The sequence below is a fragment of the Achromobacter ruhlandii genome (assembly GCF_002082135.1).
In the GTDB taxonomy this organism is placed as follows: domain Bacteria; phylum Pseudomonadota; class Gammaproteobacteria; order Burkholderiales; family Burkholderiaceae_B; genus Achromobacter; species Achromobacter ruhlandii.
The window spans coordinates 1211396-1237854 of the sequence record NZ_CP017433.1 but is presented as its reverse complement, the minus strand read 5'-3'; the positions used below and the strand labels follow the sequence as shown (position 1 = coordinate 1237854).

General features: G+C 66.5%; 32 protein-coding genes and 1 tRNA gene. 13 read left to right on the top strand and 20 right to left on the bottom strand.

Going from position 1 to position 26459, the window contains the following annotated elements; genetic code table 11:
* Window positions 1–296: 296 nt before the first annotated feature.
* From AruCF_RS05605 to AruCF_RS05595, 3 genes are all read left to right on the top strand, one after another.
* Entirely contained in the window at window positions 297–986 is a 690-nt protein-coding gene (locus AruCF_RS05605; RefSeq protein WP_006393745.1) for a response regulator transcription factor, read from the top strand.
* Between the two features lie 115 nt (window positions 987–1101).
* A complete protein-coding gene (locus tag AruCF_RS05600; protein WP_100504346.1) occupies window positions 1102–2478 on the top strand; it encodes a sensor histidine kinase in 1377 nt (458 codons plus the stop codon).
* Window positions 2479–2733: 255 nt separating this feature from the next.
* Window positions 2734–4395 carry an MFS transporter gene (locus tag AruCF_RS05595; protein WP_049072464.1) on the top strand — a complete coding sequence of 554 codons (1662 nt, stop codon included), beginning with the start codon at window positions 2734–2736 and terminating at the stop codon, window positions 4393–4395.
* A gap of 384 nt (window positions 4396–4779) precedes the next feature.
* Here AruCF_RS05595 and AruCF_RS05590 read toward each other — a convergent pair whose 3' ends face one another.
* Window positions 4780–4989 (bottom strand): hypothetical protein, encoded by a 210-nt coding sequence (locus tag AruCF_RS05590; protein ID WP_006388393.1) that lies wholly within the window; start codon window positions 4987–4989, stop codon window positions 4780–4782.
* A gap of 151 nt (window positions 4990–5140) precedes the next feature.
* Between AruCF_RS05590 and AruCF_RS05585 the strand changes: the two genes are divergently transcribed.
* The gene (locus AruCF_RS05585) at window positions 5141–6040 is read left to right on the top strand and encodes a recombination-associated protein RdgC (protein ID WP_020924508.1); all 900 of its coding nucleotides are present in this window, start codon (window positions 5141–5143) and stop codon (window positions 6038–6040) included.
* A 141-nt stretch (window positions 6041–6181) separates the two neighbouring features.
* Here the strand turns inward: AruCF_RS05585 and AruCF_RS05580 are convergent, their stop codons facing one another.
* The 5 genes from AruCF_RS05580 to AruCF_RS05560 all read right to left on the bottom strand — a co-directional run bounded on the left by AruCF_RS05580 (window position 6182) and on the right by AruCF_RS05560 (window position 10224).
* Window positions 6182–7594, bottom strand: a complete 1413-nt coding sequence (locus tag AruCF_RS05580; protein WP_049072462.1) for a diguanylate cyclase — start codon at window positions 7592–7594, stop codon at window positions 6182–6184.
* Between the two features lie 132 nt (window positions 7595–7726).
* A complete protein-coding gene (locus AruCF_RS05575) occupies window positions 7727–9019 on the bottom strand; it encodes an aspartate carbamoyltransferase (RefSeq protein ID WP_049072460.1) in 1293 nt (430 codons plus the stop codon).
* A gap of 101 nt (window positions 9020–9120) precedes the next feature.
* Window positions 9121–9534: a hypothetical protein gene (locus AruCF_RS05570; protein WP_049072459.1), complete on the bottom strand. Its 414-nt coding sequence runs from the start codon at window positions 9532–9534 to the stop codon at window positions 9121–9123.
* A gap of 4 nt (window positions 9535–9538) precedes the next feature.
* Window positions 9539–9964, bottom strand: a complete 426-nt coding sequence (locus AruCF_RS05565; RefSeq protein WP_049072458.1) for a BPTD_2524 family lipoprotein — start codon at window positions 9962–9964, stop codon at window positions 9539–9541.
* A gap of 128 nt (window positions 9965–10092) precedes the next feature.
* The gene (locus AruCF_RS05560) at window positions 10093–10224 is read right to left on the bottom strand and encodes an entericidin A/B family lipoprotein (RefSeq protein ID WP_006388387.1); all 132 of its coding nucleotides are present in this window, start codon (window positions 10222–10224) and stop codon (window positions 10093–10095) included.
* A 171-nt stretch (window positions 10225–10395) separates the two neighbouring features.
* On the opposite strand from AruCF_RS05560, the gene AruCF_RS05555 reads away from it, so the two are divergent.
* On the top strand, window positions 10396–10755 hold the full coding sequence (locus tag AruCF_RS05555; protein ID WP_049072456.1) for a hypothetical protein: 360 nt from the start codon (window positions 10396–10398) through the stop codon (window positions 10753–10755).
* Window positions 10756–10812: 57 nt separating this feature from the next.
* Window positions 10813–11214: a hypothetical protein gene (locus AruCF_RS05550; protein WP_049072455.1), complete on the top strand. Its 402-nt coding sequence runs from the start codon at window positions 10813–10815 to the stop codon at window positions 11212–11214.
* 6 nt (window positions 11215–11220) lie between these two features.
* Here AruCF_RS05550 and AruCF_RS05545 read toward each other — a convergent pair whose 3' ends face one another.
* The 4 genes from AruCF_RS05545 to AruCF_RS05530 all read right to left on the bottom strand — a co-directional run bounded on the left by AruCF_RS05545 (window position 11221) and on the right by AruCF_RS05530 (window position 13785).
* On the bottom strand, window positions 11221–12504 hold the full coding sequence (locus AruCF_RS05545; RefSeq protein ID WP_049072453.1) for a TIGR03862 family flavoprotein: 1284 nt from the start codon (window positions 12502–12504) through the stop codon (window positions 11221–11223).
* Window positions 12505–12737: 233 nt separating this feature from the next.
* Window positions 12738–13082, bottom strand: a complete 345-nt coding sequence (locus AruCF_RS05540; RefSeq protein ID WP_049072452.1) for a hypothetical protein — start codon at window positions 13080–13082, stop codon at window positions 12738–12740.
* 225 nt (window positions 13083–13307) lie between these two features.
* Window positions 13308–13384, bottom strand: a tRNA-Met gene (locus AruCF_RS05535).
* A gap of 20 nt (window positions 13385–13404) precedes the next feature.
* Window positions 13405–13785, bottom strand: a complete 381-nt coding sequence (locus tag AruCF_RS05530; RefSeq protein WP_049072450.1) for a hypothetical protein — start codon at window positions 13783–13785, stop codon at window positions 13405–13407.
* Between the two features lie 168 nt (window positions 13786–13953).
* Here AruCF_RS05530 and AruCF_RS05525 point away from each other — a divergent pair, with 168 nt between their 5' ends.
* Complete coding sequence (locus AruCF_RS05525; RefSeq protein WP_049072449.1) at window positions 13954–15393, top strand: aminotransferase-like domain-containing protein; 1440 nt, start codon at window positions 13954–13956, stop codon at window positions 15391–15393.
* Window positions 15390–15953: a DedA family protein gene (locus AruCF_RS05520; RefSeq protein WP_049072448.1), complete on the top strand. Its 564-nt coding sequence runs from the start codon at window positions 15390–15392 to the stop codon at window positions 15951–15953. The genes AruCF_RS05525 and AruCF_RS05520 overlap by 4 nt, the downstream gene beginning before the upstream one ends.
* A 14-nt stretch (window positions 15954–15967) precedes the next feature.
* Here AruCF_RS05520 and AruCF_RS05515 read toward each other — a convergent pair whose 3' ends face one another.
* Together AruCF_RS05515 and AruCF_RS05510 are read right to left on the bottom strand one after the other, a co-directional pair.
* Entirely contained in the window at window positions 15968–16198 is a 231-nt protein-coding gene (locus AruCF_RS05515; RefSeq protein ID WP_231891642.1) for a hypothetical protein, read from the bottom strand.
* A gap of 232 nt (window positions 16199–16430) precedes the next feature.
* Entirely contained in the window at window positions 16431–16676 is a 246-nt protein-coding gene (locus tag AruCF_RS05510) for a hypothetical protein (RefSeq protein WP_006388378.1), read from the bottom strand.
* 137 nt (window positions 16677–16813) lie between these two features.
* Here AruCF_RS05510 and AruCF_RS05505 point away from each other — a divergent pair, with 137 nt between their 5' ends.
* From AruCF_RS05505 to AruCF_RS05485, 5 genes are all read left to right on the top strand, one after another.
* Complete coding sequence (locus AruCF_RS05505) at window positions 16814–17419, top strand: hypothetical protein (protein ID WP_049072447.1); 606 nt, start codon at window positions 16814–16816, stop codon at window positions 17417–17419.
* A gap of 45 nt (window positions 17420–17464) precedes the next feature.
* Window positions 17465–17923 carry an Lrp/AsnC family transcriptional regulator gene (locus AruCF_RS05500; RefSeq protein ID WP_025140268.1) on the top strand — a complete coding sequence of 153 codons (459 nt, stop codon included), beginning with the start codon at window positions 17465–17467 and terminating at the stop codon, window positions 17921–17923.
* Between the two features lie 105 nt (window positions 17924–18028).
* Window positions 18029–18337 carry a hypothetical protein gene (locus AruCF_RS05495; protein WP_049072446.1) on the top strand — a complete coding sequence of 103 codons (309 nt, stop codon included), beginning with the start codon at window positions 18029–18031 and terminating at the stop codon, window positions 18335–18337.
* A 14-nt stretch (window positions 18338–18351) separates the two neighbouring features.
* Entirely contained in the window at window positions 18352–19332 is a 981-nt protein-coding gene (gene pdxA / locus AruCF_RS05490) for a 4-hydroxythreonine-4-phosphate dehydrogenase PdxA (RefSeq protein ID WP_080977350.1), read from the top strand.
* A 134-nt stretch (window positions 19333–19466) separates the two neighbouring features.
* Window positions 19467–20444 carry a bile acid:sodium symporter family protein gene (locus tag AruCF_RS05485; protein WP_049072445.1) on the top strand — a complete coding sequence of 326 codons (978 nt, stop codon included), beginning with the start codon at window positions 19467–19469 and terminating at the stop codon, window positions 20442–20444.
* A 71-nt stretch (window positions 20445–20515) separates the two neighbouring features.
* On the opposite strand, the gene AruCF_RS05480 is transcribed toward AruCF_RS05485, so the two are convergent.
* From AruCF_RS05480 to folE2, 8 genes are all read right to left on the bottom strand, one after another.
* Complete coding sequence (locus AruCF_RS05480) at window positions 20516–21898, bottom strand: replicative DNA helicase (protein ID WP_006388372.1); 1383 nt, start codon at window positions 21896–21898, stop codon at window positions 20516–20518.
* The gene (locus AruCF_RS05475) at window positions 21895–22734 is read right to left on the bottom strand and encodes an RIO1 family regulatory kinase/ATPase domain-containing protein (protein ID WP_049072444.1); all 840 of its coding nucleotides are present in this window, start codon (window positions 22732–22734) and stop codon (window positions 21895–21897) included. Before AruCF_RS05475 ends, AruCF_RS05480 begins: the two co-directional genes overlap by 4 nt.
* Before the next feature lie 146 nt (window positions 22735–22880).
* On the bottom strand, window positions 22881–23336 hold the full coding sequence (rplI, locus tag AruCF_RS05470; protein ID WP_020924523.1) for a 50S ribosomal protein L9: 456 nt from the start codon (window positions 23334–23336) through the stop codon (window positions 22881–22883).
* A gap of 14 nt (window positions 23337–23350) precedes the next feature.
* Window positions 23351–23623 (bottom strand): 30S ribosomal protein S18, encoded by a 273-nt coding sequence (rpsR, locus tag AruCF_RS05465; RefSeq protein ID WP_006218308.1) that lies wholly within the window; start codon window positions 23621–23623, stop codon window positions 23351–23353.
* A gap of 107 nt (window positions 23624–23730) precedes the next feature.
* Window positions 23731–24054: a primosomal replication protein N gene (gene priB, locus AruCF_RS05460; RefSeq protein WP_006388369.1), complete on the bottom strand. Its 324-nt coding sequence runs from the start codon at window positions 24052–24054 to the stop codon at window positions 23731–23733.
* Window positions 24055–24105: 51 nt separating this feature from the next.
* Complete coding sequence (gene rpsF, locus AruCF_RS05455) at window positions 24106–24480, bottom strand: 30S ribosomal protein S6 (protein WP_020924524.1); 375 nt, start codon at window positions 24478–24480, stop codon at window positions 24106–24108.
* 234 nt (window positions 24481–24714) lie between these two features.
* On the bottom strand, window positions 24715–25629 hold the full coding sequence (locus AruCF_RS05450; protein ID WP_049072442.1) for a DUF817 domain-containing protein: 915 nt from the start codon (window positions 25627–25629) through the stop codon (window positions 24715–24717).
* Between the two features lie 7 nt (window positions 25630–25636).
* A complete protein-coding gene (folE2, locus tag AruCF_RS05445; RefSeq protein WP_006388366.1) occupies window positions 25637–26434 on the bottom strand; it encodes a GTP cyclohydrolase FolE2 in 798 nt (265 codons plus the stop codon).
* Between the last annotated feature and the right edge of the window lie 25 nt (window positions 26435–26459).

Below are 26459 nucleotides of genomic sequence, written 5' to 3'. Positions count from 1 at the left end.
ATCGGGCCGTTGCCTGACAGCTGTTGCCAGAAAACTGGCAGTGCAAACTGTGGCGCTCAAGCGTGATCGGTAAAGCGATAGCGCAGATTATGGCATCGGATTGTACTGTACAAAAAAACAGTGTGCCACAGTTTTCCACGTATTCCCTGAGTGGGCAAGCCCGGTGCCGTATGACAGAATCGAGGAAAAAACTGGCGCTATGTCCCCATTGCGCTCCCGGCACGCCGCCCCGGCATCCCACCGAGGGCGGCACGCGTGCGCCGCTCCCCCGGCGCCCTTCTTCTTTTCGACTGCCCATGCGCATCCTGATCGCGGAAGACGACAGCATCCTGGCCGACGGCCTGTCACGCTCGTTGCGTCACAACGGCTACGCGGTCGATGCCGTGCGCGACGGCCTGGCGGCCGATTCGGCGCTGGCGGCCCAGGCCTTCGACCTGCTGATCCTCGACCTCGGCCTGCCGCAACTGGCCGGCCTGGAGGTCCTGCGCCGGCTGCGGGCCCGCAATTCCGCCCTGCCCGTCCTGATCCTGACCGCCGCCGACAGTATCGAGCAGCGCGTCAAGGGACTGGACCTGGGCGCCGACGACTACATGGCCAAGCCCTTCGCCCTGTCCGAGCTGGAAGCCCGCGTGCGCGCCCTGACCCGCCGCGGCGCCGGCGGCGGCGCCACGCTGCTCAAGCATGGCCGTCTGGTGTTCGACCAGACCGGGCGCGTTGCCATGGTCGACGACCAGACGCTGGACCTGTCCGCGCGCGAGGTCAGCCTGCTGGAGATCCTGCTGACCCGCAGCGGGCGCATGGTCAGCAAGACCCAGCTGGTCGACCATCTGTGCGAATGGGGCGAGGAAGTCAGCACCAACGCCATTGAGGTCTACGTGCACCGCCTGCGCAAGAAACTCGAGCCCAGCGGCGTGAAGATCGTGACGGTGCGCGGCCTGGGCTATTGCCTCGAACGGGACCAGGGTGCGGCCTACCTCGCAAGCTGAACCGCCACAGCCGGAGGCGCTCAACCAGGAAGCGCTGGATGTGATGCGGGCCGGGGCCCGCGGCCCCAGCTTTGCGCCGCCGCAGCGTTCGCTGCTGGGCGAGATCCTCGACTGGATGCTGGCGCCGCTGTTTCTGCTGTGGCCCATGAGCGTCGCCATCACCTACGTGGTGGCGCAGAACATCGCCAACGTGCCGTACGATCGCGCGCTGGCCAACAACCTGCACGTGCTGACGCGCCAGGTCCACGCCCAGGACGGCCGCGCGGTGCTGCGCATGACCGACCCGGCGCGCGAGGTGCTGCGCGCCGATGAAACCGACAGCGTGTTCTGGCTGGCGTTGGGCAGCCGCGGCGAATACCTGGGCGGCGATCGCGCCCTGCCCCTGCCGGCCTCGGTCGGCCAGCCGCGCCCTGGCGAGGTGCAGTACGAAGACGACACCCTGCGCGGCTTCGGTATCCGCCTGGCCTTCACCTGGGTCGACCTGAACCTGCCCAATACCCAGCCGGCGCTGCTGATCGTGGCCGAGACGGTGGAAAAGCGCACCCAACTGGCCAACGACATCATCAAAGGCGTGATCATTCCCCAATTCGTGGTGCTGCCGATCGCGGTGCTGCTGGTGTGGTTCGGACTGTCGCGCGGCGTGGCGCCGCTGAACGCGCTGCAACAGCGGCTGCGGGCGCGCCGACCGGACGATCTTTCGCCCATCGACGAGCGCGCCGCGCCCTCCGAGATCGCGCCGCTGGTGGCGGCCATGAACGATCTGCTCGACCGCCTGTCGGCCAACGTGCAGGCGCAGCGCCGCTTCGTCGCCGATGCCGCGCACCAGTTGAAGACGCCGCTGGCCGGTCTGCGAACCCAGGCCGAGCTGGCCCTGCGCGATGCCAGCCCCGAGGAAATGCAGGCCAGCCTGCGCCAGTTGGTGACCGGGTCCGAGCGCGCCACCCGCCTGGTGAACCAGTTGCTGCTGCTGGCGCGGGCGGAAAACCCCAGCGCCATCGGCCTGGCCGCCACCGATCTGAACGCCATCGCCTACGAGCAGGCCATGCACTGGGTGCCACAAGCGCTGTCGCTGGGCACCGATCTGGGCTTCGAAGGCTCGGAGACGCCGGTGCTGATCAACGGCAACCCGCTGCTGCTGGCGGAGCTGCTCAACAACCTGGTCGACAACGCCCTGCGCTACACGCCGCGCGGCGGCCACATCACGGTGCGGGTGCAAGGCCACGGCGGCCAGGGCATCCTGGAGGTAGAGGACTCCGGCCCCGGCATCGCGCCGGAGGAGCGCGAGCGGGTCTTCGACCGCTTCTACCGGGTGCTGGGCACGCTGTCCGACGGCAGCGGACTGGGCCTGGCGATCGTCAGGGAGATCGCCCAGAAGCACCAGGCGACGGTGCTCATCAGCGACCATCCGACGCCCCATTCCGAGCTGCCGGGCACCCGCATCCGCGTGGTCTTCCCGCTTTACGCCGAGCCGGTCGACGACCTCGGCGACTAGGCACGCCCGCCCTGCGCGAATGCGGCGATGCGGCGCCAGGAGTTCCTCGTTCCGTCCCTAGGATTATCCCTAGCCTCCCAGGGAGAAATTACTTTTTGTTTCAATTTTAAGATTCAGGTAAGGGTCGCGTCAGAACCTCGTCAGCCTCGCGCTCCAACCTTGCCATAGCTCGATGTCGGCTCGCCGGCGGAGGGTCAAGCACGGCGGAAAACCGCCGGCCAGAAAAATCGAGGAGACATCATGAGCACAACTACCATGGCAGGTCGCGGTCCATCCGCGGATCCGCGCCCGATGACCAAGGATGAACGCCGTGTCATCTTTGCCTCGTCGCTGGGCACGGTGTTCGAGTGGTACGACTTTTATCTTTACGGTTCGCTGGCCGCGATCATCGCCCAGCACTTCTTCTCCGGCGTGAACCCGACCGCGGGCTTCATCTTCGCGCTGCTGGCCTTCGCCGCCGGCTTCGCCGTGCGTCCGTTCGGCGCGCTGGTGTTCGGCCGTCTGGGCGACCTGGTCGGACGTAAATACACCTTCCTGGTCACCATCGTGCTGATGGGCCTGTCCACCTTCCTGGTGGGCGTGCTGCCCAGCTATGCCAGCATCGGCATCGCCGCGCCCGCCATCCTGATCGTCCTGCGCCTGCTGCAAGGCCTCGCGCTGGGCGGCGAATACGGCGGCGCCGCGACCTACGTCGCCGAACACGCACCGCATGGCCGCCGCGGCTTCTACACCTCCTGGATCCAGACCACCGCGACGCTGGGCCTGTTCCTGTCGCTGCTGGTGATCCTGGGCATCCGCTCGTTCATGGGCGAAGACGACTTCAAGGCCTGGGGCTGGCGCATTCCGTTCCTGATCTCGGTCGTGCTGCTGGGCATCTCGGTGTGGATCCGCCTGCAGCTCAATGAATCGCCGACCTTCCAGCGGATGAAGGCCGAAGGCAAGGGTTCGAAGGCGCCGATCGCCGAATCGTTCGGCCAGTGGAAGAACCTGAAGGTCGTGCTGCTCGCCCTGCTGGGCCTGACCGCCGGCCAGGCCGTGGTCTGGTACACGGGTCAGTTCTATGCGCTGTTCTTCCTGACGCAGACGCTCAAGGTGGACGCCAACACCGCCAACATCATGATCGCGATCGCGCTGCTGATCGGCACGCCGTTCTTCGTGATCTTCGGCGCGCTGTCGGACAAGATCGGCCGCAAGCCCATCATCATGGCGGGCTGCCTGATCGCCGCGGCGACCTACTTTCCGATCTTCCAGGGCCTGACGCACTTTGCCAACCCCGCGCTGGAAAAGGCGCAGGCAACCGCGCCGGTGACGGTCATTGCCGACCCGACCACCTGCTCGTTCCAGTTCAACCCGGTGGGCACCGCCTCGTTCACCAGCTCGTGCGATGTGGTCAAGTCGTTCATGGCCCGCAACTCGGTGAACTACAAGAACGAAGCCGCCCCGGCCGGCTCGGTGGCCAAGGTCAAGATCGGCACCGACGAGTTCGCCTCGTTCGACGGCAAGGGCATGGCCCCGGCCGACTTCAAGGCCAAGGCCGCCGAACTGGACAAGGCCCTGACCGCCGCCATCCGCAGCCACGGCTACCCCGCCAAGGCGGACCCGGCGCAGAGCAACAACGTCATGGTCGTCGTGCTGCTGACCATTCTGGTGATCTACGTGACCATGGTCTACGGCCCGATCGCGGCGATGCTGGTGGAAATGTTCCCGACCCGCATCCGCTACACCTCGATGAGCCTGCCGTACCACATCGGCAACGGCTGGTTCGGCGGCTTCCTGCCCCCGGTCGCCTTCGCCGTGGTGGCCGCCACCGGCAACATCTACGACGGCCTGTGGTACCCGATCATCATTGCGGTGATGACCCTGGTCATCGGCACGCTGTTCGTGCGCGAATCCAAGGACAACGACATCAACGCCTGACCGACCATCCCCCGCCGGGCGGGACTGCTGCGCCTGCCCGGCCTTTCAAAAGCTCCCCTGGGAGCTTTTTTTTTGCGCGCGAAAAATGGCGGACACAAAGCGCTTCCGATTCAGGACGCTGTCAGACCCCCGCCGTTAGACTGGCGCCTCAGATTACGGCCTTGCGCCTCTTCGCCCGGCGATTGATCCCCCTGCCAGGCGATTGCAGGGCTAGTGTTCTGACACCGATACCGCGTTCCCCGCGAGCCTTTTATGACGCGGTATTGTGTGCTCCCGTACCGGCCCGGCCTCTATTGAGCCGGGCCGCTTTTTTTTGGCGGGGTACCGCCGGCGCAAAAAAAGGCGGCCGCAAGCGGCCGCCTCCGGTCCCCCGGGGGATGCGCCTCAACGGCGCATGCCGACCCCGATGACCAGCACGCCGGCCACGATCGCGGCAATACCGGCCCACATCGGAATCGGCACGGACTTCTCGGTTTCGGCCGTGGCCTTGACCGAGCCAACCTGCAGCACGGTTTCCTCGGACTTGTAGCTAAAGCCCTTGTAGGCCAGGGCGGCAATGCCCAGCACGATCAGGATGGCACCGACAATCTTCATGCTTCTTCTCCTATTGCACAGGGGTGACGCGGACATTACCGCAAGGCCGTCCCCCTGTCAGTGACAGAACGTGTCGCCTGGCCCCATCCTATTGCGACGCTACGGCAAAGCAGCCGGCGTCGTATAGAATCAACCCTTTTGGCCGACGCTCATGTGGTTCAAGAATCTCAAGATTTACCGTCTCTCCTCGCCGTGGACGCTGACCGGCGAGCAGCTTGAAGAAACGCTTGCGCGGCATGCCTATCAGGCCGGCAACAACCTCGAAATGCAAAGCCTGGGCTGGGTCCCGCCGCGCGAAAATGGCGGGCTGGCGCACGTCGTGGGCGGACAGATCCTGCTGAATCTGCGGGCCGAGAAAAAGCTGCTGCCCAGCACCGTGGTCAACCAGGTCGCCAAGGCGCGCGCCCAGGAAATCGAAGAGCAGCAAGGCTACAAGCCGGGCCGCAAGCAGATGAAGGAAATCAAGGAGCGCGTCACCGACGAACTCCTGCCGCGCGCCTTCAGCGTGTACCGCGACACTCGCGTGTGGATCGACCCGCAGAACCACTGGCTGGTGATCGACGCCGCCGCCTCGGCCAAGGCCGATGAAGTCATCGGCCTCTTGGCCAAATGCGTGGATCCGTTCCCGCTGGAGAACCTGTACGTGGCCCAATCGCCCGCCTCCGCCATGACGGGCTGGCTGGCCGAGGATGAAGCGCCGTCCAATTTCAGCATCGACCAGGACACCGAATTGCGTTCCTCCGGTGAAAGCGGCGCGGCCATCCGCTACGTCAAGCACTCGATCGACGCCGACGACGTGCGCCGCCACATCCAGTCGGGCAAGCAGTGCACCCGCCTGGCCATGACCTGGGCCGACCGCATCTCGTTCGTGCTGACCGAAGGCCTGGACGTCAAGCGCGTCGCGCCGCTGGACGTGCTCAAGGAAGGCAACGACACCGTCGCCGCCAATGACGACGAGAAGTTCGACTCCGACATGATGCTCATGACCGGCGAGCTGGCCAAGATGCTGGCCGAGTTGGTGGAAGCGCTGGGCGGCGAAAAGAAGATCTGAGCCTTGCGCCTTGATCCGCGGCAAGGGCCGCTCCTGTGAGGGAGCGGCCTTTTTCATGGCGCCGCCATTCGCATGGCGCCTTGCATGCCGCTTGAATCGGCGCGGCGGCGCGCGGCCACGGGCAGGACAGCCGTGTGCGCGTCAGGCGGCGACGCTGCGATCGCGGCCCGACTGCTTGGCCTGGTACAAGGCCTTGTCGGCGCGGTCGATCAGATAGGCGTAGTCGGGATGCCCGTCGAAGGTCGCCACGCCGATGCTGGTGGTGATGCGCAGGCCGCCCGCCTCCGGAATGGAGAAGGCATGGCGGCGGATTTCGGCGCCCAGCTTCTCGGCCACGGCCAGCGCGGCCTCGCGCCCCGTATCCACCAGCACCACCAGGAACTCCTCGCCGCCGTAGCGGAACACGAAATCGCTCGAACGACAGGACTGGTGCACCACTTCGGCGAACTGGCGCAGCACCTGGTCGCCGCCCGCATGGCCGTGCTGGTCATTGATCGCCTTGAAATGGTCGATGTCCAACAGCAGCACCGAAAACGTCGACCGCTCGCGCGTGGCAATCAGGATTTCGCGGCCGATCACCGACGGCAGGAAGCGGCGGTTGAGCACATTGGTCAGCGGATCGCTGCCGCTTTCGATCTCGGCCACCATGTCGAACAGCCCATTGAGCAGGTGTTTGATGCGCGCCACCAGTTCCTGCAGTTCGCGCACCTGGTCGGGCAGGGATTCCGGCCCGACCAGCAACAGGCTCGGCAGCACCACGTCATCCAGCCGCGCCACCGCCTCGGTAATCTGCCGCAGAGCCGGCGCGCTCTCGAACAGTACGCCGCCCTTGTGCTGCAACCACAGACCGAACTCGGAGGCCGCCAGCCGCGGCAGCACCTGCTCGGGCGCGCGGTAGTGTAGCCCGATCAGCACCGCCTGGCTCCATTCGAGCAGCGCGGCGCGTTGGCGTTCGCGTTCGGTCGAAATGTTCTGGCCCAGCGCGAACAGGCGGTAGGCCTCGTCATTGCGCGCGCCGCGGTTGATGTCGCGCATGAAGGCGCGGCTCATCTGCTCGATGGCCAGGTCGAACAGGTTGCAGACGTACTGGGTCGCGATCGAAGCCGCCACGCCATCCAGGTCGCTGGCGCGCAGGCGTTGTGCGATCTCGTTCTTCAGGATGCGGGCGCCGGCCATCACCAGATGGATCGGAATATGCACGCGCGCATGCACTTCGCCGACCTTTTTCTGGATCGCCATCAACGCCGCGATATCGCCTTGTTCGCGCACGCACAGCAGCCCCCTGAGCCAACCCTTCATGCCCTGGTGCAGGCGGGTGGCGACGATCTCGTGCGACAGGCGCGGACCGGCCTCGGCATCGGCCAGCAGGGTGGAATAGAAGGCGTCGACCAGTTCGTTGGCGCTGTCCGACACCACCGCCGCGACCTGGCCGCGGGTGTAGGCATCGACCGAGGAATAGACGGCTTGCCAAGCCTGGGCGTTGGAGGCGCTCAGATAGCACGCCTGCCCGGCGGGATCAGGAGAAGACGGGACTGCGCGACTGCTCGAAGACATAGGACCTTCCGACCGAAGATTCCCCCGCGTGTCTCGGAACGACACGCGACGGGAAAAACCAGCGCGGATTATGCTTGAAATCGCCGGCGGCGGCCGTCATGACGGCCGTGCCGCGCCGCCTCGCGCGGCGCCCTATTCCAGGCCGTGGAACACCGAGTCGTCCGGACCGATGTGCGAGGGATGCTGCCAGGTCACATCGCGCAGCGAATGCTGCACCAGCCCTTCCACGCCCAGCAGCACGGCGAAGATGGCCATGCGGATGGGAATGCCATTGTCGGTCTGGCGGAAGATCGCCAGGCGCGGATCATGGTTCAGGTCCACGCTCAGGTCGTTGGCGCCCGGCCGGCTGTCGCGCGGCAGCGGGTGCATGACGATGGTATCCGGGCCGCAATAGGCGTCGATGATGGCGCGGTTGATCTGGAAGTCCGGCGTGTAGCCCTCGTTCTCTTCGTTGGCGAAGCGCTCTTTCTGCACGCGCGTGGCGTAGATCACGTCGGCGCCCGCCAGGCCCTCGGCCAGCGAAGTCTTCTGTTCGATGATGTTGCCGTTGCGGCTGGCCTGCTCGATGATGTAGGACGGCATCTCCAGGCCCTTGGGCGACACCAGCGAGAACTTGACGTTCTTGTACAGCGCCATCAGCTTGATCAGCGAATGCACCGTCCGGCCGTACTTCAGGTCGCCGACCATGGCGATGTGCGCGCCGTCGAGCAGCTTGCCCAGGCGCGAGAACTCGGTGAGGATCGTGTACAGGTCCAGCAGCGCCTGGCTCGGGTGCTCGCCGGGGCCGTCGCCGCCGTTGACCACCGGGATGTTGGTGGCGCGCGCGAATTCGGCCACCGAACCCTGGTCGGGATGGCGGATCACCATCGCGTCGACATAGCCGCTCATGACGCGGCTGGTGTCGTAGATCGATTCGCCCTTGGCCATCGACGAGAAGGTGAAGCCGGTGGTGTCGCAGACCGAGCCGCCCAGGCGGCAGAAGGCCGAGCCGAAGCTGACCCGGGTGCGGGTGCTGGCCTCGAAGAACAGGTTGCCGAGCACCGCGCCTTCCAGGACGCGCGAGACTTTCTGGCGGCGGGCGATGGGCTGCATCATGTCGGCCACGCGGAACAGGTCCTCGACCGATTCCCGGGTGAACTGGTCCACCGACAGCAGTTGGTGCTTGCCCTCCACCGCGATCCGCTCGCGCAGCGGGCCGTCTTGTACGCTTTGCGTATATTTTTCGAGCAGTACGCCGTTCTGAACGATTTCGCTGACGAAACGCTGCACCACTTCCGGCATCGCGCGGAACTCCTGCGATCCCTCCGGCAGCAGCCAGGTATCCAGTGCGCGGCGCTTGACGCCGATCCGGGTCGCGAACACGTCGCGCGTGAGGTTCAGGCGTCGCATGGCGTCGCGCAGGAAGGCTTGCTGGGAAATGGTCATGACAGGTCCCGGTGAGAGGGGTTTATATACGCACTGCGCATATTATTCCCTGCGCCAGTGCATGTCCAACACTTTTGCGCACACGGGTTTACCCTCGAAATTCAGCGCTGAGCGTAAGTCGTCATGTGTGGCGCCGCATCCGTCGTGGCCTGCCCGGCGGCCAGCCAGCAACCAATGCAGAAAGCCAGCGCGCTGGCCAGGTAACAAAGCAGCGCCAGCGCCTGCGCCGGCAGGTGCGCGCGGGTCAGGCGGCCGTTGTAGCCCTGGCGCAACAGGCTGACCTGCGCCAGATAGGCGAACACCGCCCCCAGGCAAGCCAGCAACAGACCGGCCAGCAACGACAACAGCGGCAATTGCAGATCGGGGGCGGCGATATCGCCGCCCACCATGCCCAGCGCGAATGCCGTCAGGCCCAGCGCGGCGCCCCCGTTGAGCCAGCCCAGCAGGCGGAATGCGCCGGCCAGCAGCGCGAACGGCGAGCCGGCGGCGCGGATCTGCTGGGCGCGCGGGTCCATGGCCCTAGTCGCCCTTGCGGCAGACCGGCGTGGCGCTCTGGATGGAGGCGCGCGCGGCGGCGATCTCGGCCGCGTCCCAGCGGCCCTGGCCAAGGACCGTGATGGTGACCTTGGCCTTGGCCGGACCGTCGGACTCGGCCGCGATCAATTCGAGGATCTTGGCGGTTTCGCCCACTTTATAGACCTGCACCTCGTCGGGCGCGCCCTTCTCGCCCAGGACGTGTTTCCAGGCGTAGGCGACGTTGTAGGGGTGCTGAACATTGACGTGGCACGTGCGCACGTATTCGCCGGCCCGGCGGAACGCCGCCTGGTAGTTGGTGTCCACGCTGAACGTCTCTTTCAGCACGGTCTCGGACTCGTACACGCCGGTGCTGGCGCACCCGCCCAGCAAAGCCATCAACGTGACGCCCACCCACACAGACTTGCGCATGATTCTTCCTGCCATCGGATTCGGATTCCCGCGATTATGCCAGCGGCCGCAAAAAGGCCACGCCCGAAATGCCGCAACATTTCCGCGTGGCCCTGAACGCGCCCGGGCGCGTGGAACGCCCGGCACCCTTATTTAGTCGCGGCGCCCTCGATCTTTTCACCACCGCGCTGGATGTCCTTGCCAGCCCCCGCGACGGTATTGCAGCCCGCCGACATGGCGGCAATCGAAAGCAGCATGACGAGAATCACTTTGTTCTTCATGGAGCATCTCCTATCGAGGCGTGGAAACCGACGCCAGCATACCGCAAAGGCCGCCATTTGCGCAGATGCCGGTGATCAACCCCGCCGCCGACCAGGCGGTCACATGACCGCGCCGCGCGCGGCTTTCGCGCAGCTGTCGCGTATTTGGCGGCAATGGATTAGGATGCGCTAATGACCAAGAAACACGTATCGGAAAACAGCGGCGGCTCGCCTGTCGCCTGGGGCTGGGAGCAGCCACAGTGCCGCGGACAGGCGGCATTGGCCCTCTTCATCGACGATCTGCATCGCATCCTCCAGGCGCACGCCGCCGGCCAGCTCGCTGCCAGCAGCACCCTGGCCGACGCCCAGGAGCAGGTCGACGACCTGCTGACCCGATACAACGAGATAGCCGGCGCGCCCGAGATCTTCCTCGGCCAGTCGGTGCAACTCAAGGAAGGCGTCGACCGCAGCGGCGTCTCGCATACAGTACCTATTTTTTCCGCACGCCTGAAGCAGTCGCTGGTCGCCATGCTTGGACAAGGCCCCGGCTGACACAACGCCCCCTGGCCGCCACCCAGGACAGCGCAAACAAGAGAGGGAGACCGCAGTATGAATACAGACAATGTCGTAGAGTTTCTCCGCCTGCTGTCGCTGGATGTCTCGCTGGGCGCCGCCGCCCAGCACGCCGCGAGCCAGGCGGATGCGCCTCTGGCGTTGGCCCGGCTGGCCACCGCGCACGGCTTGCCTTGCAGCGCCTCGGACTGGTCGATATTCGCCCGCGATTGCCTCGACGCCTCGGACGAGGCACCCGCCAGCGACCTTCCGGGCGACGCCAAGATCTGGCAATTGGTGCAGGATCCCGGCCAGGGCACCAGCGTGCCGGCCAGCGCCGTCACCCGCGTCATCGGCATCATCACGCAGCCCGATGGCCCGGCGGTCGTCGGCCATGTGGTCAACGATCTCGCGCCACGGCCGCCGCAGGGCGCGTCGTCCTATCCGCGCGGCTCCTGACGCGGCTCAGCGTCCCGCCAGGAAATCCGCCACACCCGCCGCGGCGACCACGCCGCTGGCCATGCAGGCGGTCAACAGGTAGCCGCCCGTCGGCGCCTCCCAATCCAGCATTTCTCCCGCGCAGAACACGCCGGGCGCGGCCCGCAGCATCAGGCCGGGCGTCAGCGCCTCGAAGCTGACGCCGCCCGCCGTGCTGATGGCCTCGTCCATCGGCCGCGGGCGTTCCAACCGCAATGGCAGCGCCTTGACCAGCCGGCCCAGGCGTTCGGGATCGCGGAAGTCCTCCGCCCCGGCACACTCGCGCAACAAGCCCGCCTTGACACCCGTCAGCCCCAGCCGGCTCTGCAGATGGCTCGACATCGAGCGCGCGCCGCGTGGGTGGGTCACCGCCGCCAGTACCTTTTCCTGCGTCCAGCCGGGCGCGAGGTCCAACAGCGCGAGGGCGTGGCCGGCGGACTCGATCCGGTCGCGCAAGGGCGCCGACAAGGCATAAACCAGGCTGCCCTCGATGCCGTCTTCCGTGACCACGAATTCGCCCTGGCGCGCAGGCCCGGGGCCACCCTCCCCCACGCAACGCAAGGTGACGGATTTGACCGGCTGCCCGGCATGGCGTTGGCGGAAGTGCTGGGACCAGGCCACCTCGAAGCCGCAGTTGGCGGCGCGCAATGGCGCCGTGGCGATGCCGTGCGCGGCCAGCCCCGGCAACCAGGCGCCGTCCGACCCCAGCTTGGCCCAACTGCCCCCGCCCAGGGCCAGCACCACGGCATCGGCCGCCAGCGCCTGTGCGCCCTCGGGGGTATCGAAATGCAGTTCGGCCGCCCCGGGCGCAATGGCCGGCGGCCAGCCCAGCCAGCGATGGCGCATGTGAAAGCGCACGCCGCTGGCGCGCAGCCGGGCCAGCCATGCCCGCAGCAGCGGCGCCGCCTTCATCTCCGCGGGAAAAACACGGCCCGACGAGCCCACGAAGGTCTCGATGCCGAGTTGCCGCGCCCAGTCGCGCAAGCCGGTCGCATCGAGTTCGCGTAGCCACGGCTCGATCAGCGCGGCCCGCTCGCCATAGCGCGCCAGGAACGGCGCCGCGGCTTCGCTATGCGTCAGGTTCAAGCCACCACGGCCCGCCATCAGGAACTTGCGCCCCACCGACGGCATCGCGTCGTACACATCGACCTGCGCGCCGCGCGCGGCCAGCTTCTCGGCCGCCATCAGCCCCGCCGGTCCGCCGCCGATCACGGCCACGCGCCTGCCGCACGGATTCTGGGCGCGATGGGAGGAATGCGGATCGGAAGGCATGGCAACGGGATTCAGGATGACCAGGGCGGGACGAACCGCCGGGGCTGCGATTGTCGCATGGGACGGCCACGCCTCCTGCCACGGCCGGCGTCGGATAAAAAATGCCCCGCGCGGGCATTTTTTATCGCTGCGGCCAAGCCTTTGATATTGCTGCGATATCGCGACATGCGCAACGCCTATCCCAAGGCTTGTCCACAGTCGCTGTGGGTAACCGGCCTCCTGACCCGCGGGGCCTAGGCGTTGCCCGCGGCCTGCATGGGACCCGGCCAGGGCTCGGCATCGAGCTGAAAGCGCAATTCCTGGTATTCGCCATCGACCGCCACCGAGCGTAGCAGCCCCGCGCCCAGGGCCTGCCCCAAGGCGCGGCGGCACAGGGTCTCGGGATCATCCGGCAGGGACTGGAACACCCCATCTGGAATGCGCAGCCGCAACAACGCCCGGGGATCGCCCTGCTCGGCAGGCCGACCGATATGGATGTGGGCGGGATAGCCGTGCGGGCACCAGATGCCCACGTGATACTTGCCTTCGGTGCCGGTATCGGCGACGTAGCCGGGATGATCGTATTTTGCCGTGCCCATGGACCCTCCTCGTGTGCGCGGCGGACGCGCGCGCTTGAGCCATGGTAGCGCAGCGCCCGGCCCCTGTGCGGCCGGCGCCCCCCGGGAAACTCCGGGCTGGAACGATGGCTTGATGCAAGGCAAGCGCGGGACGAAAAAAAACCGCGACGAGCGTCGCGGTTTTTTCTGCTGGGCGGGCGGCGGGCCTGGATTGCGGACCGCGCCGGCGCCGATGCTGCTTGAATCTGGTTGCGGGGGCAGGATTTGAACCTACGACCTTCGGGTTATGAGCCCGACGAGCTGCCAGACTGCTCCACCCCGCGTCTGATGTGTGAATCATACATCATTTTGAAATGTTGTGCAGCGCACCGAGGCGATTCGGCGGATTATTTTTGCCTACAAGGCGCCGCAGGCAGCGGGCGGAGGCCAAGATCCACGCCTTTGCGCCGGGGGCTTGCAGGCAGATCAGTTGCGCCTTCCCGAGCGCCGTCACGGTCAGCGTCCCCCGCTCCGGAAGGAAGAAGCTCTCGCCCGCATTCAGGCGCGTGGGCGGCGGCAAATACGTGCCTGGCGGCAGGTCTGAGCGGTAGGCGGGCTCAGCGACCAGCACGCAGCCGCTGACGCAGATGACCGTTGCGCCGCCCCGCAGGCGCAGCTGGCGGCTGGCGCCGGACGGGAGATCGAAACGTTGCGAATGCGGGTCGGGTGCGGAAAAAAGGGCCATGGTCATCTCCAATCTGATGCCCACAGTCTGCGCCCGCCCTGCTTTGCGCAACAGCCACACAATTTGCCTTTCTGTACCGATGCAGGCTATCAGTTTTGGCACTGTTATGGTGTACTTTGCGGAAATCTGTGCCTACCTCAACCTACCCTCGGGGAGCATGATCGGCGCATGGACCCGCAACCGCTATATCTACGCCTGGCGAACCACTACCGGCGCGCCATCCAGACCGGGGTCCTGGCTCCGGCGCAGCGCATGCCGTCGGTGCGCACCCTGGTACGCACCCACCATGTCAGCCTTTCGACCGCGCTGCAGGCCTGCCGGCTGCTCGAAGACGATGGCCTGATCGAGGCCCGCCCCCGCTCCGGCTATTTCGTCCTCAAGCCGCGCCGCAACAGTATCCCGCCCGTCAACGAACCGGACATCCGCCAGGCGCTGGGCACCGCCCAGTATGTCGGCATCCATGACCGGGTGTCGGACTTCGTGGCGAAGTGCGAAGCCCACCCCGTCAGCGCCAACTTCGCGCTGGCCGCCGCGGTGCCGCAAGCGTATCCGATGGAGGAACTCAAGCAGGCCATGATCCGCACCCTGCGGCAGTCGCCGCAAGTGCTGGTCAGCCCGGTGCCGCCGCAAGGCCATCCGCTGTTGCGCACGGTGCTGGCGCGGCGCGCCCTGGCCAACGGCATCAATGCCACGCCCGACGACGTCATCGTCACGCACGGCTGCATCGAGGCCCTCAACCTGGCGCTGCGCGCGGTGGCGCGTCCGGGCGACACCATCGCGGTCGAATCCCCCACCTACTTCGGCCTGCTGCAGATCCTGGAAAGCCTGGGCATGCGCGCGCTGGAAATCCCCACCAGTCCGCAACACGGCCTGTCCATCGAGGCACTGGACCTGGCCTTCCAGACCCACGGCAACATCCGCGCGGTGGTGGTGGTGCCCAACTTCCAGAATCCGCTGGGCTGCGTCATGCCCGACGCCGAAAAGGCCCGCCTGGTCGCCCTGTGCGAGCGCCAGCAGGTGCCCCTGATCGAAGACGACACCTACGGCGCCCTGAACGATGACGACACGCCGCTGGCGGCAGCCAAGTCCTGGGATCCGACTGGCAATGTCATCTATTGCTCGTCGCTGCACAAGACGCTCGCGCCGGGCATGCGGCTGGGCTGGTTGCTGGGCGGGCGCTGGAAAGCGCGCATCGCCATGCTGAAGTTCGCGCAGAGCCGGCCCAACGAACCGCTGGCGCAAATGGCGGTGGCCGAATACCTCGGTTCGCGCGCGTACGATCGGCATCTGACACGGCTGCGCCGACAACTGAAAATGCAGCGCGACCAGACCGCCGAAGTCATCGCCGCGCATTTCCCGCGCGGCACGCGCCTGAGCATGCCCACGGGCGGCATGCTGCTGTGGGTGGAGATGCCGGATGGCCGTTCCGGGCTGGAGGTATTCGAGGCTGCGCTGCGGCAGGGCATCCGCGTGGCGCCCGGCGCCATGTTCTCGAACAGCACGCGCTACAACCATTTCCTGCGCATCAGTTGCGGCCAGCGCCACACACCAGAGATCGCGCGGGCGCTGGCCACGCTGGCGCGCATCGTTGCCGAGCGCCAGCCATGAACCCGCAGCTGCACCAGTTCATCGTCGACTACGGCCTGTGGGCCGTGCTGGGCGGCACGCTGCTCGAAGGCGAAAGCGTGGTGGTGCTGGCGGGATTCCTGTCGCACCAACGCCTGCTGCATCTGCCTTATGTAATGCTGTGCGCGTTCGCCGGTTCGTTCATCGCCGACCAGGGCCTGTTCTACCTGGGCCGGCGCTACCGCGAACACCGCTACGTCCAGCGGATCCGCGCCCAGCCGGCGTTCGGCAAGGCATTGGCGGCGATCGACCGCTATCCGCACGGATTCATCCTGGCGCTACGCTTCCTGTATGGCCTGCGCACGGTGGGGCCGGTGGCGCTGGGCGTATCGCAGGTTTCGCCCATGCGCTTCCTGGCGCTCAACGCCATCGCCGCGGCCATCTGGGCGGTGTGTTTCAGCCTGGTGGGCTATCTGTTCGGACAGACCATCGAGTCCCTGCTCGGCCGCCTTCACGGCGTGGAAACGAAGCTGGCGGTGGCCGTGGCGATCGGCCTGGCGGTCTGGCTGGCCTATTGGCTGTATGCGCGGCGGCGTCGCTGACGCGACGACTTGCGTCAGAACACCAGCTTGCCGCTGGCCCGCAGCACGTGGCGGCGGCGGGCCGCGCGATACAGCCGGCCGATGAAGGGCAGCAGGGCCAGCCGCCGCAGGACGGGGTGGCGCTGGTCGAAGTCGTGCCAGGCCTTGAAGCCATGGCCCAGGCGTTCCCAGCTCTGGCGCGCCTCGGGAGAAAGTTTGCCGGGGTCGAAGGCCGCCAGCTTTGCCGCTTCCGAAACGCGGGCCACCAGGCCACGGTTCCGGTTTTCCAATGGATACTGATTCCGCATGGGGCGGCATATTACCCGGCTTGCGTGACCTCTGCCGCTTCCCGTCGCGGGGGCGGCCAGGCGCGGTTTTGGGGCTGCCTTTGAGCGCGCTTTGCAAGCCATTGTAAATAAAGGAAAAAGGCTTTCTATGCCCGCGCTATCCCAAGGCTTGTCCACAGAAGTTGTGGGTAACTCCGGGCGTCACCCGCGCCTACTTCAGTGCCGCCACGATCTGGTCGCGCACGCTTTCGAAGCCCGCCACGTATTGCGGGTTCTCGGAACGGGCGAGCAGGCTGGAGTAGTTCTGTTCCAGCTGCGCCTCGATGGCTTCGCGCAGGCCCGGCGAGGCCTTGGCCAGATGCAGCATCGTCAGCAGCGCCGAATTGAGCGCGTCGATACGGCCGCCCTGGTGCGAGATGGTGTGCACGATGACGGCGATTTGTTCCTGGGTGTCCATGGGTATGCCTCCTGGCGATAAAGTCGGCGCAAATCCTAGCACGGGCACGACGGGCCGCTGGGCAAGACCAGGCGCGCGCGCTAGCATGAAGCGTAGCGCGGCGCGCCGACGGCGCGTGGCGCAACCGGAGCGCGCCCATGAAGACGATCGACAATTATGTGCCTCCCGACGCGGCCTCGCTGCGGCGCCTGCAGGAGCGGCTGGGCTACAGCGATGCGCAGATGGCCGAACTGGCCGGGCTGGACGAGGCGGTGTCCTGGTCCAGCTACATTGGCGGCCCGGAACCCCGCGCGCTCGGACGCCAGCGCCTCTTGGCCATGGCGGCCCGCCTGACCCTGGACGAACCGGCCTGGCAGGGCGTGCTGGCGGCCATGCGCGAGGCCGGCGCGCGCTTCGACTATGGCGCGCCCGAAGCCGCCGCCCCGGCGCCCTCCCCCATCCCGGCGCCGGAGCAGGAAACCAAATTCGGCATGCTGCTGGTCAGCGACCGCGGCGCGTTCCACGAAATGGAGCAACTGCGCGAGTTCGCCCACCACGTGCATGAATCCGGCGCCAGCGACCTAGTGCGCACGGCGCGCTACGACAGCGGCGCCGACCTGTGCCGCTTCACGTTGGCGCCGCCACGCCCGGAAGACGCCGCGCGCCGCGACCGGGTCTTCGACGCGGCGTCGAAAACCATCACCCGCTTCGCCTTCGATGGCCGCGTCTATCGCGGCGGCCTGCCGCCCGAATCCGACGGTTGACGCGCCGATTGACGCGCGCCACGTCGCCCCTGTATGGTCGGGCGCATGAACGAACGCCTAGACGCCATTGACCGGCAACTGCTCAGCCTGCTGCAGGCCAACGCCCGCGAACCCGCCGCCATTCTGGCCCGCAAGCTCGGGCTGGCGCGCACCACCGTGGTGGCGCGCATCGCCCGGCTGGAACGCGAAAGCATCGTGGCCGGCTACGGCGTGCGCCTGGGACGCCTGCTGGAAGAGGCCGCGGTGCGCGCCTATTGCTTCATCAGCGTGCTGCCGAAGACGCCGGCGGCGGTAATCCGCGAATTGGAAAAGATGCCCGAAGTCGAAGAGGTCTCGTCGGTCAGCGGCCCCTATGACTACCTGATCTTCCTGCGCTGCGAAACCCATGAGCAGCTGGATGCATTGCTCGACCGCATCGGCCTGATCGATGGCGTCAAGCAGACGCAGACCTCCATCGTGCTCAGCCGCAAGGTCGACCGCCGCAGCGCGGTCGGCGCGCCCTGACCCTGCCGCCGCCCTCGGCCTGGCCGCCCTCCCGATGCCGTGACGCACGCCCGATGCGGGCGGCATAATGTTGTAATGTGATTTGTCGCCTTCTACGGATCCACTATGCTCGCTCGCCTTGCCCTCGCCTCCGCCTTGCTCGCCATCCTGGCCGCCTGCTCCAGCATGAGCGAAGTGACGCCTACCGGCAAGAATTCCTACAGCGTCACGTACAGCTCGGGCACGCAGCTGCTGACCTGGGTCGAAATCAAGAACCAGGCACTGCAGCGCGCCGATCAGTACTGCCAGTCGATCGGCCGCAAGCTGCAAAAGCCCGCGGTCACCTCCAACCATGCCACGGGCCTGGGCTCCAAGCGCGCCACCGTCACGTTCGAGTGCGGCGAGATCGAACCGCCGAAGAGCACCAGGCAGTAAACCGGGAACCTATCGTGAACACCCCTGCGCCCGTGGGCATCACCATGGGGGATGCCGCCGGCATTGGCCCCGAAATCGTCGTCAAGGCCTGCGCCCAGGGCCTGAATGCCCCTTGCGTGGTGTATGGCGATGCGGGCGCGTTGCGGCGCGCCGCGGCCGCGCTGGGCGCGCGCCTGGAGGTTCGCGAGATCGCCAACGTCGGCCAGGCCAGCGGCGATGCCGGCCGCATCGAGGTGATGGCCTGCGGTCCCGCCCTGCCGCCCGACCTGCCCCACGGCAAGGTCAGCGCGGCCGCCGGACGCGCCGCCTACGACTACGTCTGCGCCGCCATCGACGACGCCCAGGCCGGCCGCATCCGCGCCATCGTCACGGCGCCGTTGAACAAGCAGTCGATGCACGAGGCCGGCATCGACTACCCCGGCCACACCGAGATCCTGGCGGAACGCTCGGGCACCGACGACTTCGCCATGATGCTCGCCAACGACGAACTGCGCGTGCTGCTGGTGACCATCCACGTCGCCCTGGCCGACGTCATGGCGCGCATCACGCCGGAGGCCGAACTGACCGCCATGCGCCTGGCCGACCGCGCCTGCCGCCAGATGGGCATCGCCCGGCCGCGCGTCGCGGTGGCTGGCCTGAACCCGCACGCCGGCGAAGGCGGCAAGTTCGGCCGCGAGGACATCGACATCATCGAGCCGGCCATCCGTCAGGCACGCGACGAGGGCATCGACGCCAGCGGTCCGTGGCCCGGCGACACAGTCTTCATGCGGGCCCGCCGCGGCGAGTTCGACATCGTGGTGGCCCAATACCACGACCAGGGCCTGATCCCGGTGAAATACCTGGGCGTGGACCACGGCGTCAACGTCACCGTCGGCCTGCCGTTCGTGCGCACCAGCGTCGACCACGGCACCGCGTTCGACATCGCCGGCAAGGGCGTGGCCGACCAGGCCTCGCTGATCGCCGCCTTCGACCTGGCCCTGGCCATGACGCCCTGACCGCCCACGGCGGGGCCGGCAGGCGGACACCCGCCCGGCCCGCCATAGGGCGGCACGCGCCCGAGGTCTACAATACGCCCCGATTCCGGCGCCCTGGCGCGCCGCCGCTTTCCGTCATTGCCCCTACCCCCTCCATGTCACGTCTTGTCCGTCTCCTGCCCGATCGCTTCACCCTCTACCTGATCTGCACCGTCATCATCGCCAGCATCGTGCCCGCCCATGGCCAGGGCGTGGTGGTGTTCGGCTGGATCACCAACATCGCGGTCGGCCTGCTGTTCTTCCTGCACGGCGCCCGCCTGTCGCGCGAAGCCATCATCGCCGGCCTGACGCACTGGAAGCTGCACCTCACGATCTTCTCGGCCACCTTCCTGATGTTCCCGCTGCTGGGCCTGGCGCTCAAGCCGGTGCTGGAACCGCTGGTCACGCCCGAGCTCTACCTCGGCATCCTGTTCCTGTGCTGCCTGCCGGCCACGGTGCAGTCGGCCATCGCCTTCACCTCGATGGCGCGCGGCAACGTGCCGGCGGCGGTCTGCAGCGCCTCGGCCTCGAGCCTGCTGGGCATTTTCCTGACGCCGCTGCTGGTCGGCACGGTGGTCGCCAACGCCGGCAGCGCGCCGATTTCGTTCGACGCGGTCGGCAAGATCATGCTGCAGTTGCTGCTGCCGTTCGTGCTGGGTCAGTTCGCGCGTCGCTGGATCGGCGCCTGGGTGCACAAGCGCAAGGCGATGCTGAAATTCGTCGACCAGGGTTCGATCCTGCTGGTGGTCTACACCGCGTTTTCGGAAGCCATCAACGAGGGCCTGTGGCGCTCCACGCCGATCCCGGCGCTGCTGGGCCTGGTGGCGTGCTGCGCCGTCATCCTGGCGCTGGCGCTGGGCCTGTCGGCGCTGGCCGGCAGGATGTTCGGCTTCAACCTGCCCGACCGCATCACGCTGCTGTTCTGCGGCTCCAAGAAGAGCCTGGCCAGCGGCATTCCGATGGCCCAAGTGCTGTTCGCGGGCCACGCGGTAGGCGCCATCGTGCTGCCGCTGATGCTGTTCCACCAGATCCAGTTGATGGTCTGCGGCGTGCTGGCCGCGCGCTACGGCAAGCGGCCCGAAACGGAAGAATGATTCCGGCACGCCAGCATGAAAAAGCCGCGCCCTCGGGCGCGGCTTTTTTCTGGCCAGGCGGTTGCGCACGCTCAATACATGTCGCGCGGCTGCGCGCCGGAGAAGTTCAGGAAGCGCGTGCTCGAACCCTGGAAGGTCAGGCGCACCGTGCCGATGGGGCCGTTACGCTGCTTGCCGATGATGATCTCGGCGGTGCCCTTGTCCGGCGAATCCGGGTTGTAGACCTCGTCGCGGTAGATGAACAGGATCACGTCGGCATCCTGTTCAATGGCGCCCGACTCGCGCAGGTCGCTCATCACGGGACGCTTGTTGGGACGCTGCTCCAGGCTGCGGTTCAGCTGCGACAGCGCGATCAGCGGACAGTTCAGCTCCTTGGCCAGGCCCTTGAGCGAACGGCTGATTTCCGACACTTCGGTGGCGCGGTTTTCGCCCGAACCGTTGCCGGACATCAGCTGCAGGTAGTCGATGATGATCAGGCCGAGCTGGCCGCACTGGCGCGCCAGGCGGCGCGCGCGGGCGCGCACTTCCATCGGGCTGAGCGCGGGCGATTCGTCGATATAGACCTGCGCATCCTGCATCAGCTGCACCGCGTGGGTCACGCGCGGCCAGTCTTCGGCGATCAGCTTGCCGGTCCGCATGCGGTGCTGGTCGAGCAGGCCGACCGAGCCCAGCATACGCATTGCCAGTTGCACCGCGCCCATTTCCATCGAGAACACCGCCACCGGCAGGCCCTCTTCGATGGCCACGTGTTCGCCAATGTTCATCGAGAACGAGGTCTTGCCCATGGACGGGCGGCCGGCCACGATGATCAGGTCGCCGCCCTGCATGCCCGAGGTCATCTTGTCGAGATCGGTGAAGCCGGTGGGCACGCCGGTCACGTCGGAAGTGCTTTCGCGGTGGTAGAGCTCGTCGATGCGTTCCACCACCTGTGTCAGCAGCGGCTGGATTTCCTGGAAGCCGGCGGCGCCGCGCGCGCCTTCCTGGGCGATCTGGAACACCTTGGACTCGGCCTCGTCCAGCAGTTGGCGCGCTTCCTTGCCCTGCGGGTTCATGGCGGCCGAGGAAATCTCGTCAGCGATCGACACCAGCTTGCGCAGCATGGCGCGCTCGCGCACGATCTCGCCATAGCGGCGGATGTTCGCGGCGGACGGCGTGTTGTGCGCCAGCGCGTTCAGATACGCCAGGCCGCCAGCGTCTTCGGCCTTGCCGGCGCTGACCAGCGATTCGTGCACGGTGATGACGTCGGCCGGCCGCGCCAGACCGATGAGCCGGGCGATGTGGTGCCAGATGAGCCGGTGATCGTGGCGGTAGAAGTCTTCCTCGACCAGCACGTCGGCGATGCGGTCCCAGGCTGCGTTGTCCAGCAGCAGGCCGCCCAGCACCGACTGCTCCGCCTCAATGGAATGGGGAGGAACGCGCAGGTATTCGAGCTGGGAATCGGCAGGTGTGTTCATGGCTTCAATAATAACGGCTGCAGGATATCCGCGACGCGGAAGAAACCCTGCACATCGCGCGACGGCAGGCGGCCCAGCAGGGGCCGCAGCGGCGTGGCGATGAAGGAAAGCACCCGGGTCAGGCGGCGCAGGCGGGCCTTGACCTCGGGGTCGGGATTGCATTCGAAATAGACATCCAGCGCCAGTTTACCCAGCGCCCGGCCCACGTCGTCGGGCAATTTACGCAACGACACCAGCGAGGCCAGCATCTGGAACAGATCATAGGCCTGGGCCAGCGGACGCGACAGCGTGGAACCGATGTTCTCTTCGAAATCGATGCGCCACAGCTCGCCGTCCTGCAGGGTGATATTGCGAATCTGCGCGCCGCCATGCCACAACCCCCGGGCATGGAAAGCGGCCAGGTCGGTCGCGGCGGCGCGCGTCAGCCACAGGCGCGAGGTGGTGTCTTCATTGCGGATCAGGTCGGCCAGGTCCTCGCCAACGAACTCCAGCACCAGAAGCCCCTCTTCCTGCCACCAGACCTCGGGCACGCGACAGCCGGCCTGCAGCAACTGCTTCAGGCGCCGGGCCTCGTGTTCCAGGCCGTTGCGCAACAGGATGCCGGGCCGCGGGAATTCGCCCAGGAACAGCTTGCACCCCAGTCCAAGAAACAGTGCGCGCGCATAGCGCAACACATAGCTCACACCACTGGCCAGGCTCGGACGCCGGCGCTTGATGATGCAGCGCACCCCGTCGATGGTCACATCGCGCACCGACGGCTCGCGCTCGGCATCCACGCTGTCGAGCCAGGCGCGCAATCCGGGGGGGGCATTGTGATGGACGGGCGGCGGGGTCAAGAGGTCCTCGGACGAAACAGCGTGGGAGACAAGCGTGCAGCCCGCAAGACTACACGTAAATGGCGGCGGGTAAAGCGAGGAGAAACAAGGCGCAAAGAAAAAAAGCCGGCGCGCGGGCCGGCTTTTTTTCTACCGCGGGGTCAGGCTTACGACAGTTCGCCTTCGACCAGCACCGTGACATCGACGACGACGTCAGCGTGCAGGGCGACCTGGATCGGGAACTCGCCGATGGCCTTGAGCTGGCCATTGGGCATGCGCACCTGGGCCTTTTCGATGCCTTCGAAACCGGCCTTCTTCAGACCTTCGGCGATGTCGGCGTTGGTCACCGAGCCGAACAGACGGCCGTCGACGCCAGCCTTCTGGACGATCTTCAGCTGGTAGCCGTTGACGCGCTCACCCAGGGCCTGGGCGGCGGCCAGCTTCTCGGCCTGGATCTTTTCCAGTTCGGCGCGGCGGGCTTCGAATTCCTTCAGGGCGGCGTCGGTTGCGCGACGGGCCTTCTTCTGGGGGATCAGGAAGTTGCGGGCGTAGCCATCACGCACGCGAACGACTTCGCCGAGGTTACCCAGGTTGACGACTTTTTCGAGCAGAATAACTTGCATTTCAGTGCCCCGGATTAGTTGTGGTTGTCGGTGTAAGGCAACAGGGCCAGGAAGCGCGCGCGCTTGATGGCGGTGTCCAGCTGGCGCTGGTAGATTGCCTTGGTGCCGGTCAGGCGAGCCGGGATGATCTTGCCGTTTTCTTGCACGAAGTCGCGCAGGGTGTCCAGATCCTTGTAGTCGATCTCTTCGACGCCGGCGGCGGTGAAGCGGCAGAACTTACGACGCTTGAAGAGCGGGTTCTGCTGCGTGAATTTGCGTTTTTCCTTGCGTTTTCCGAAGAAAGCCATGATATGTGCCTCTATGTTTGAGGGGACCGGGTCTGCCTTGATCGGGCCCGACTCCCCGTAACCTATCCGTATTCAGAAGGCGCTCTCGCGCCCGTTGCCCTTCCCTGTCAAGCCACCAGCGGATCGCGTCCTGCGCTGCCGCTGATCCTGCGCGCCTGCTGCAGATGCAGCTTGAACTTCACCGAGTCCTTGCGCACGGGGGCCAGAAACCCCTGCACCTGCAATTCGGACCCCAGCGCCGTTCCTTGCAACAGCAACGCCAGATCGCCCAGTGCCACGGCCGAGATCGTCAGTTCGACACGGCGCGGATGGCCGGCTTCGATGACCTCGGATTCGTGCGCCAGCACCATTTCCAGGGCTGGCAGACCGGCGGGAGTGTGGCGCAAAGGCTCGCATTCGAGAACGCGGGCGCTGAGTTCCAGCTTGTTCATCCTGCCAGGCACCAAGGGGACTTCATGGGATGGGCTCTGCCTGAGCCCTGCTTACTCGGCCTGAGCCGCGACAGCTTCCGCCGAAGCCTTGCGGGCTTCTTCGCGCTCGACCGACTTCATCATGATCGAGGGAGCGGTCTGGGCCTTCTTGGTCTTGATGACCAGGTGGCGCAGCACGGCGTCGTTGTAGCGGAACGAGTGTTCCAGCTCATCCAGCGTGGCTTGGCCGCACTCGATGTTCAGGCAGACGTAGTGAGCCTTGACGAGCTTCTGGATCGGGTAGGCCAGTTGACGGCGGCCCCAGTCTTCCAGGCGGTGCACCGAGCCGCCTTGGCCCGTGACCAGCGCTTGGTAACGCTCGACCATGGCGGGCACTTGCTCGCTTTGGTCGGGGTGAACGATAAACACCACTTCGTAGTGACGCATGAGTAAAACTCCTTGAGGATGTCTTGCCTGCCGCTCGCCCGACACCGTCATCAGTTCGCGCGCGCATCGCGTTCGCGGTCAGTTCCGGCTTTCCAGTGCTTTCTCTATCACTGGTCTTTTTCTTCGAGGCGTATGGCTTGCAAGGGGCAGCCCGCTGCCCAAAAAACATGGGCGGTCGAGCAAGAAAGCTCTCGATTATCGCCGATCGGACCGTTGGACGCAAGCCAGCGGCGCTCAGGAAATCGGGGACGCGTTGTTCGCCCCCGCTGGGCGCGGCGTATCGGCCACGCCGATCTCGCGGGGCCGGCTGACCACGCTGACCATCACGTAGCTGATGATCATGAGCAGGAACCACGAGCCCAGCTTGTTGATCGACACCAGTTCCCAGCCTTGCGACTGGTTGGGATAGCGCCAGGCGTTGGCGAAGGTGCCGATGTTCTCGGCGAACCAGATGAACAAAGCCACCAGCACGAACCCCAGCAGCAACGGCATGCGGCGGTAGTCGCGCCAGATGCGGAAATAGACCCAGGTGCGGGCGAACAGTAGCGCCGTCAGGCCGAACAGCGCCAGCCGGAAATCGACAATGAAATGGTGCGCGAAGAAGTTCACGTAGATCAGCACCGACAGCGCCACGGTGGCGGCCAGCGGCGGATGGGCCCGGAAGCGGAAGTCGAACAGGCGCCAGACCCGCGCCAGATAGCTGCCGACCGCCGCGTACATGAAGCCGGTGAAGAGCGGCACGCCGCCAAGGCGCAGCACGCTGGCCTCGGGGTAGATCCAGGAGCCGGCCGCCGTCTTGAACAGTTCCATGCCGGTGCCGACCACATGGAACATCAGGATGACCTTGGCCTCGTCCCAGGTTTCCATGCGCAGGGCCAGCAGCGCGGCCTGGATCGCCAGCGCCGCCAGCGTCAGGAAATCGTAGCGCGCCAGCCAGGCGTCCTTGGGATACCACCAGTGCGTGCCCAGCAGCAGCGCGCACATCAGGCCGCCGAACAGGCAGGCCCAACCCTGCTTCACGCCAAAACGGAAGAACTCATAGAGCGCGAGGCCCAAACGACCGCGGCCGGCCAGGTGATCGGCCAGCCGCGCTTCCCATCCCGCCAGTCGCGCAATGAGCGGCCAGTCGCTGGCCGCCGGATGCCGCACGGAGGACTCAGCCTTCCACCACGGCGTAGGCCGAGTGGTTGTGGATCGATTCGAAGTTCTCGGCCTCGACGCGGTAGCGGGCGATGCCGGGGTGCGCGTTCAGGCGGGCCGCCACGTCGCGCACCAGGTCTTCGACGAACTTGGGGTTGTCGTAGGCGCGTTCGGTGACGTACTTCTCGTCGGGGCGCTTGAGCAGGCCCCAGAGCTCACAAGAGCCTTCGTCTTCGATCAGGCGGATGACGCCATCCATGCTGATGTCCGACTCCAGGATGGCCGAGACCGTCACGTGCGAACGCTGGTTGTGCGCGCCGTATTCGGAGATGGCCTTGGAACACGGGCACAGGCTGGTCACCGGCACCTGCACCACCAGTTCGAACTCGACCTGGTCGCCCTGGGCGCGGGCGATCCACTGCACTTCGTAGTCCAGCAGGCTCTGCACGCCGGAGATCGGCGCCGACTTGTTGATGAAGTACGGGAAGGCCGCGGTGATGTCGCCGCGCTCGGCGTGCAGCAACGGCAGCATGTCGGCCGCCATGGCGCGGAACAGCGTCGGCGTCATGGGGGTGCTGCGGTACTTTTCCAGCAGCGCCACGAAGCGGGACATATGCGTCCCCTTTTCTTCGGGGGGCAGCGCCACCGTCAGGGTCCAGTTGGCCACGGTGCCCTGGGGCGAACCGTCGGCGTTCTCGATGAGCATGGGGTGGCGCACGCCACGGATGCCCACGCGCTGGATCGGGATGTGCCGCGTGTCCGTCGAGCTCTGGACGTCGGGCATCACGATGGCGGGGTCGATCGGAGAATTCATTTCGGCTTACCAGTCTGGGCGACGA

Excerpts from the sequence above, each read along its gene's own strand:
- AruCF_RS05480 (WP_006388372.1), bottom strand. The coding sequence starts at position 21,898 with ATGAACACACCTGCCGATTCCCAGCTCGAATACCTGCGCGTTCCTCCC.
- AruCF_RS05495 (WP_049072446.1), top strand. The coding sequence starts at position 18,029 with ATGCTCGCTCGCCTTGCCCTCGCCTCCGCCTTGCTCGCCATCCTGGCC.
- AruCF_RS05550 (WP_049072455.1), top strand. The coding sequence starts at position 10,813 with ATGAATACAGACAATGTCGTAGAGTTTCTCCGCCTGCTGTCGCTGGAT.
- AruCF_RS05600 (WP_100504346.1), top strand. The coding sequence starts at position 1,102 with ATGCTGGCGCCGCTGTTTCTGCTGTGGCCCATGAGCGTCGCCATCACC.
- AruCF_RS05595 (WP_049072464.1), top strand. The coding sequence starts at position 2,734 with ATGGCAGGTCGCGGTCCATCCGCGGATCCGCGCCCGATGACCAAGGAT.
- AruCF_RS05555 (WP_049072456.1), top strand. The coding sequence starts at position 10,396 with ATGACCAAGAAACACGTATCGGAAAACAGCGGCGGCTCGCCTGTCGCC.
- AruCF_RS05570 (WP_049072459.1), bottom strand. The coding sequence starts at position 9,534 with ATGGACCCGCGCGCCCAGCAGATCCGCGCCGCCGGCTCGCCGTTCGCG.
- rpsF (WP_020924524.1), bottom strand. The coding sequence starts at position 24,480 with ATGCGTCACTACGAAGTGGTGTTTATCGTTCACCCCGACCAAAGCGAG.
- AruCF_RS05580 (WP_049072462.1), bottom strand. The coding sequence starts at position 7,594 with ATGTCTTCGAGCAGTCGCGCAGTCCCGTCTTCTCCTGATCCCGCCGGG.
- folE2 (WP_006388366.1), bottom strand. The coding sequence starts at position 26,434 with ATGAATTCTCCGATCGACCCCGCCATCGTGATGCCCGACGTCCAGAGC.
- AruCF_RS05545 (WP_049072453.1), bottom strand. The coding sequence starts at position 12,504 with ATGCCTTCCGATCCGCATTCCTCCCATCGCGCCCAGAATCCGTGCGGC.
- rpsR (WP_006218308.1), bottom strand. The coding sequence starts at position 23,623 with ATGGCTTTCTTCGGAAAACGCAAGGAAAAACGCAAATTCACGCAGCAG.
- AruCF_RS05520 (WP_049072448.1), top strand. The coding sequence starts at position 15,390 with ATGAACCCGCAGCTGCACCAGTTCATCGTCGACTACGGCCTGTGGGCC.
- AruCF_RS05530 (WP_049072450.1), bottom strand. The coding sequence starts at position 13,785 with ATGGCCCTTTTTTCCGCACCCGACCCGCATTCGCAACGTTTCGATCTC.
- AruCF_RS05505 (WP_049072447.1), top strand. The coding sequence starts at position 16,814 with ATGAAGACGATCGACAATTATGTGCCTCCCGACGCGGCCTCGCTGCGG.
- AruCF_RS05575 (WP_049072460.1), bottom strand. The coding sequence starts at position 9,019 with ATGACCATTTCCCAGCAAGCCTTCCTGCGCGACGCCATGCGACGCCTG.
- AruCF_RS05605 (WP_006393745.1), top strand. The coding sequence starts at position 297 with ATGCGCATCCTGATCGCGGAAGACGACAGCATCCTGGCCGACGGCCTG.
- AruCF_RS05565 (WP_049072458.1), bottom strand. The coding sequence starts at position 9,964 with ATGCGCAAGTCTGTGTGGGTGGGCGTCACGTTGATGGCTTTGCTGGGC.
- AruCF_RS05560 (WP_006388387.1), bottom strand. The coding sequence starts at position 10,224 with ATGAAGAACAAAGTGATTCTCGTCATGCTGCTTTCGATTGCCGCCATG.
- rplI (WP_020924523.1), bottom strand. The coding sequence starts at position 23,336 with ATGCAAGTTATTCTGCTCGAAAAAGTCGTCAACCTGGGTAACCTCGGC.
- AruCF_RS05485 (WP_049072445.1), top strand. The coding sequence starts at position 19,467 with ATGTCACGTCTTGTCCGTCTCCTGCCCGATCGCTTCACCCTCTACCTG.
- AruCF_RS05525 (WP_049072449.1), top strand. The coding sequence starts at position 13,954 with ATGGACCCGCAACCGCTATATCTACGCCTGGCGAACCACTACCGGCGC.
- priB (WP_006388369.1), bottom strand. The coding sequence starts at position 24,054 with ATGAACAAGCTGGAACTCAGCGCCCGCGTTCTCGAATGCGAGCCTTTG.
- AruCF_RS05585 (WP_020924508.1), top strand. The coding sequence starts at position 5,141 with ATGTGGTTCAAGAATCTCAAGATTTACCGTCTCTCCTCGCCGTGGACG.
- AruCF_RS05590 (WP_006388393.1), bottom strand. The coding sequence starts at position 4,989 with ATGAAGATTGTCGGTGCCATCCTGATCGTGCTGGGCATTGCCGCCCTG.
- AruCF_RS05540 (WP_049072452.1), bottom strand. The coding sequence starts at position 13,082 with ATGGGCACGGCAAAATACGATCATCCCGGCTACGTCGCCGATACCGGC.
- AruCF_RS05510 (WP_006388378.1), bottom strand. The coding sequence starts at position 16,676 with ATGGACACCCAGGAACAAATCGCCGTCATCGTGCACACCATCTCGCAC.
- AruCF_RS05500 (WP_025140268.1), top strand. The coding sequence starts at position 17,465 with ATGAACGAACGCCTAGACGCCATTGACCGGCAACTGCTCAGCCTGCTG.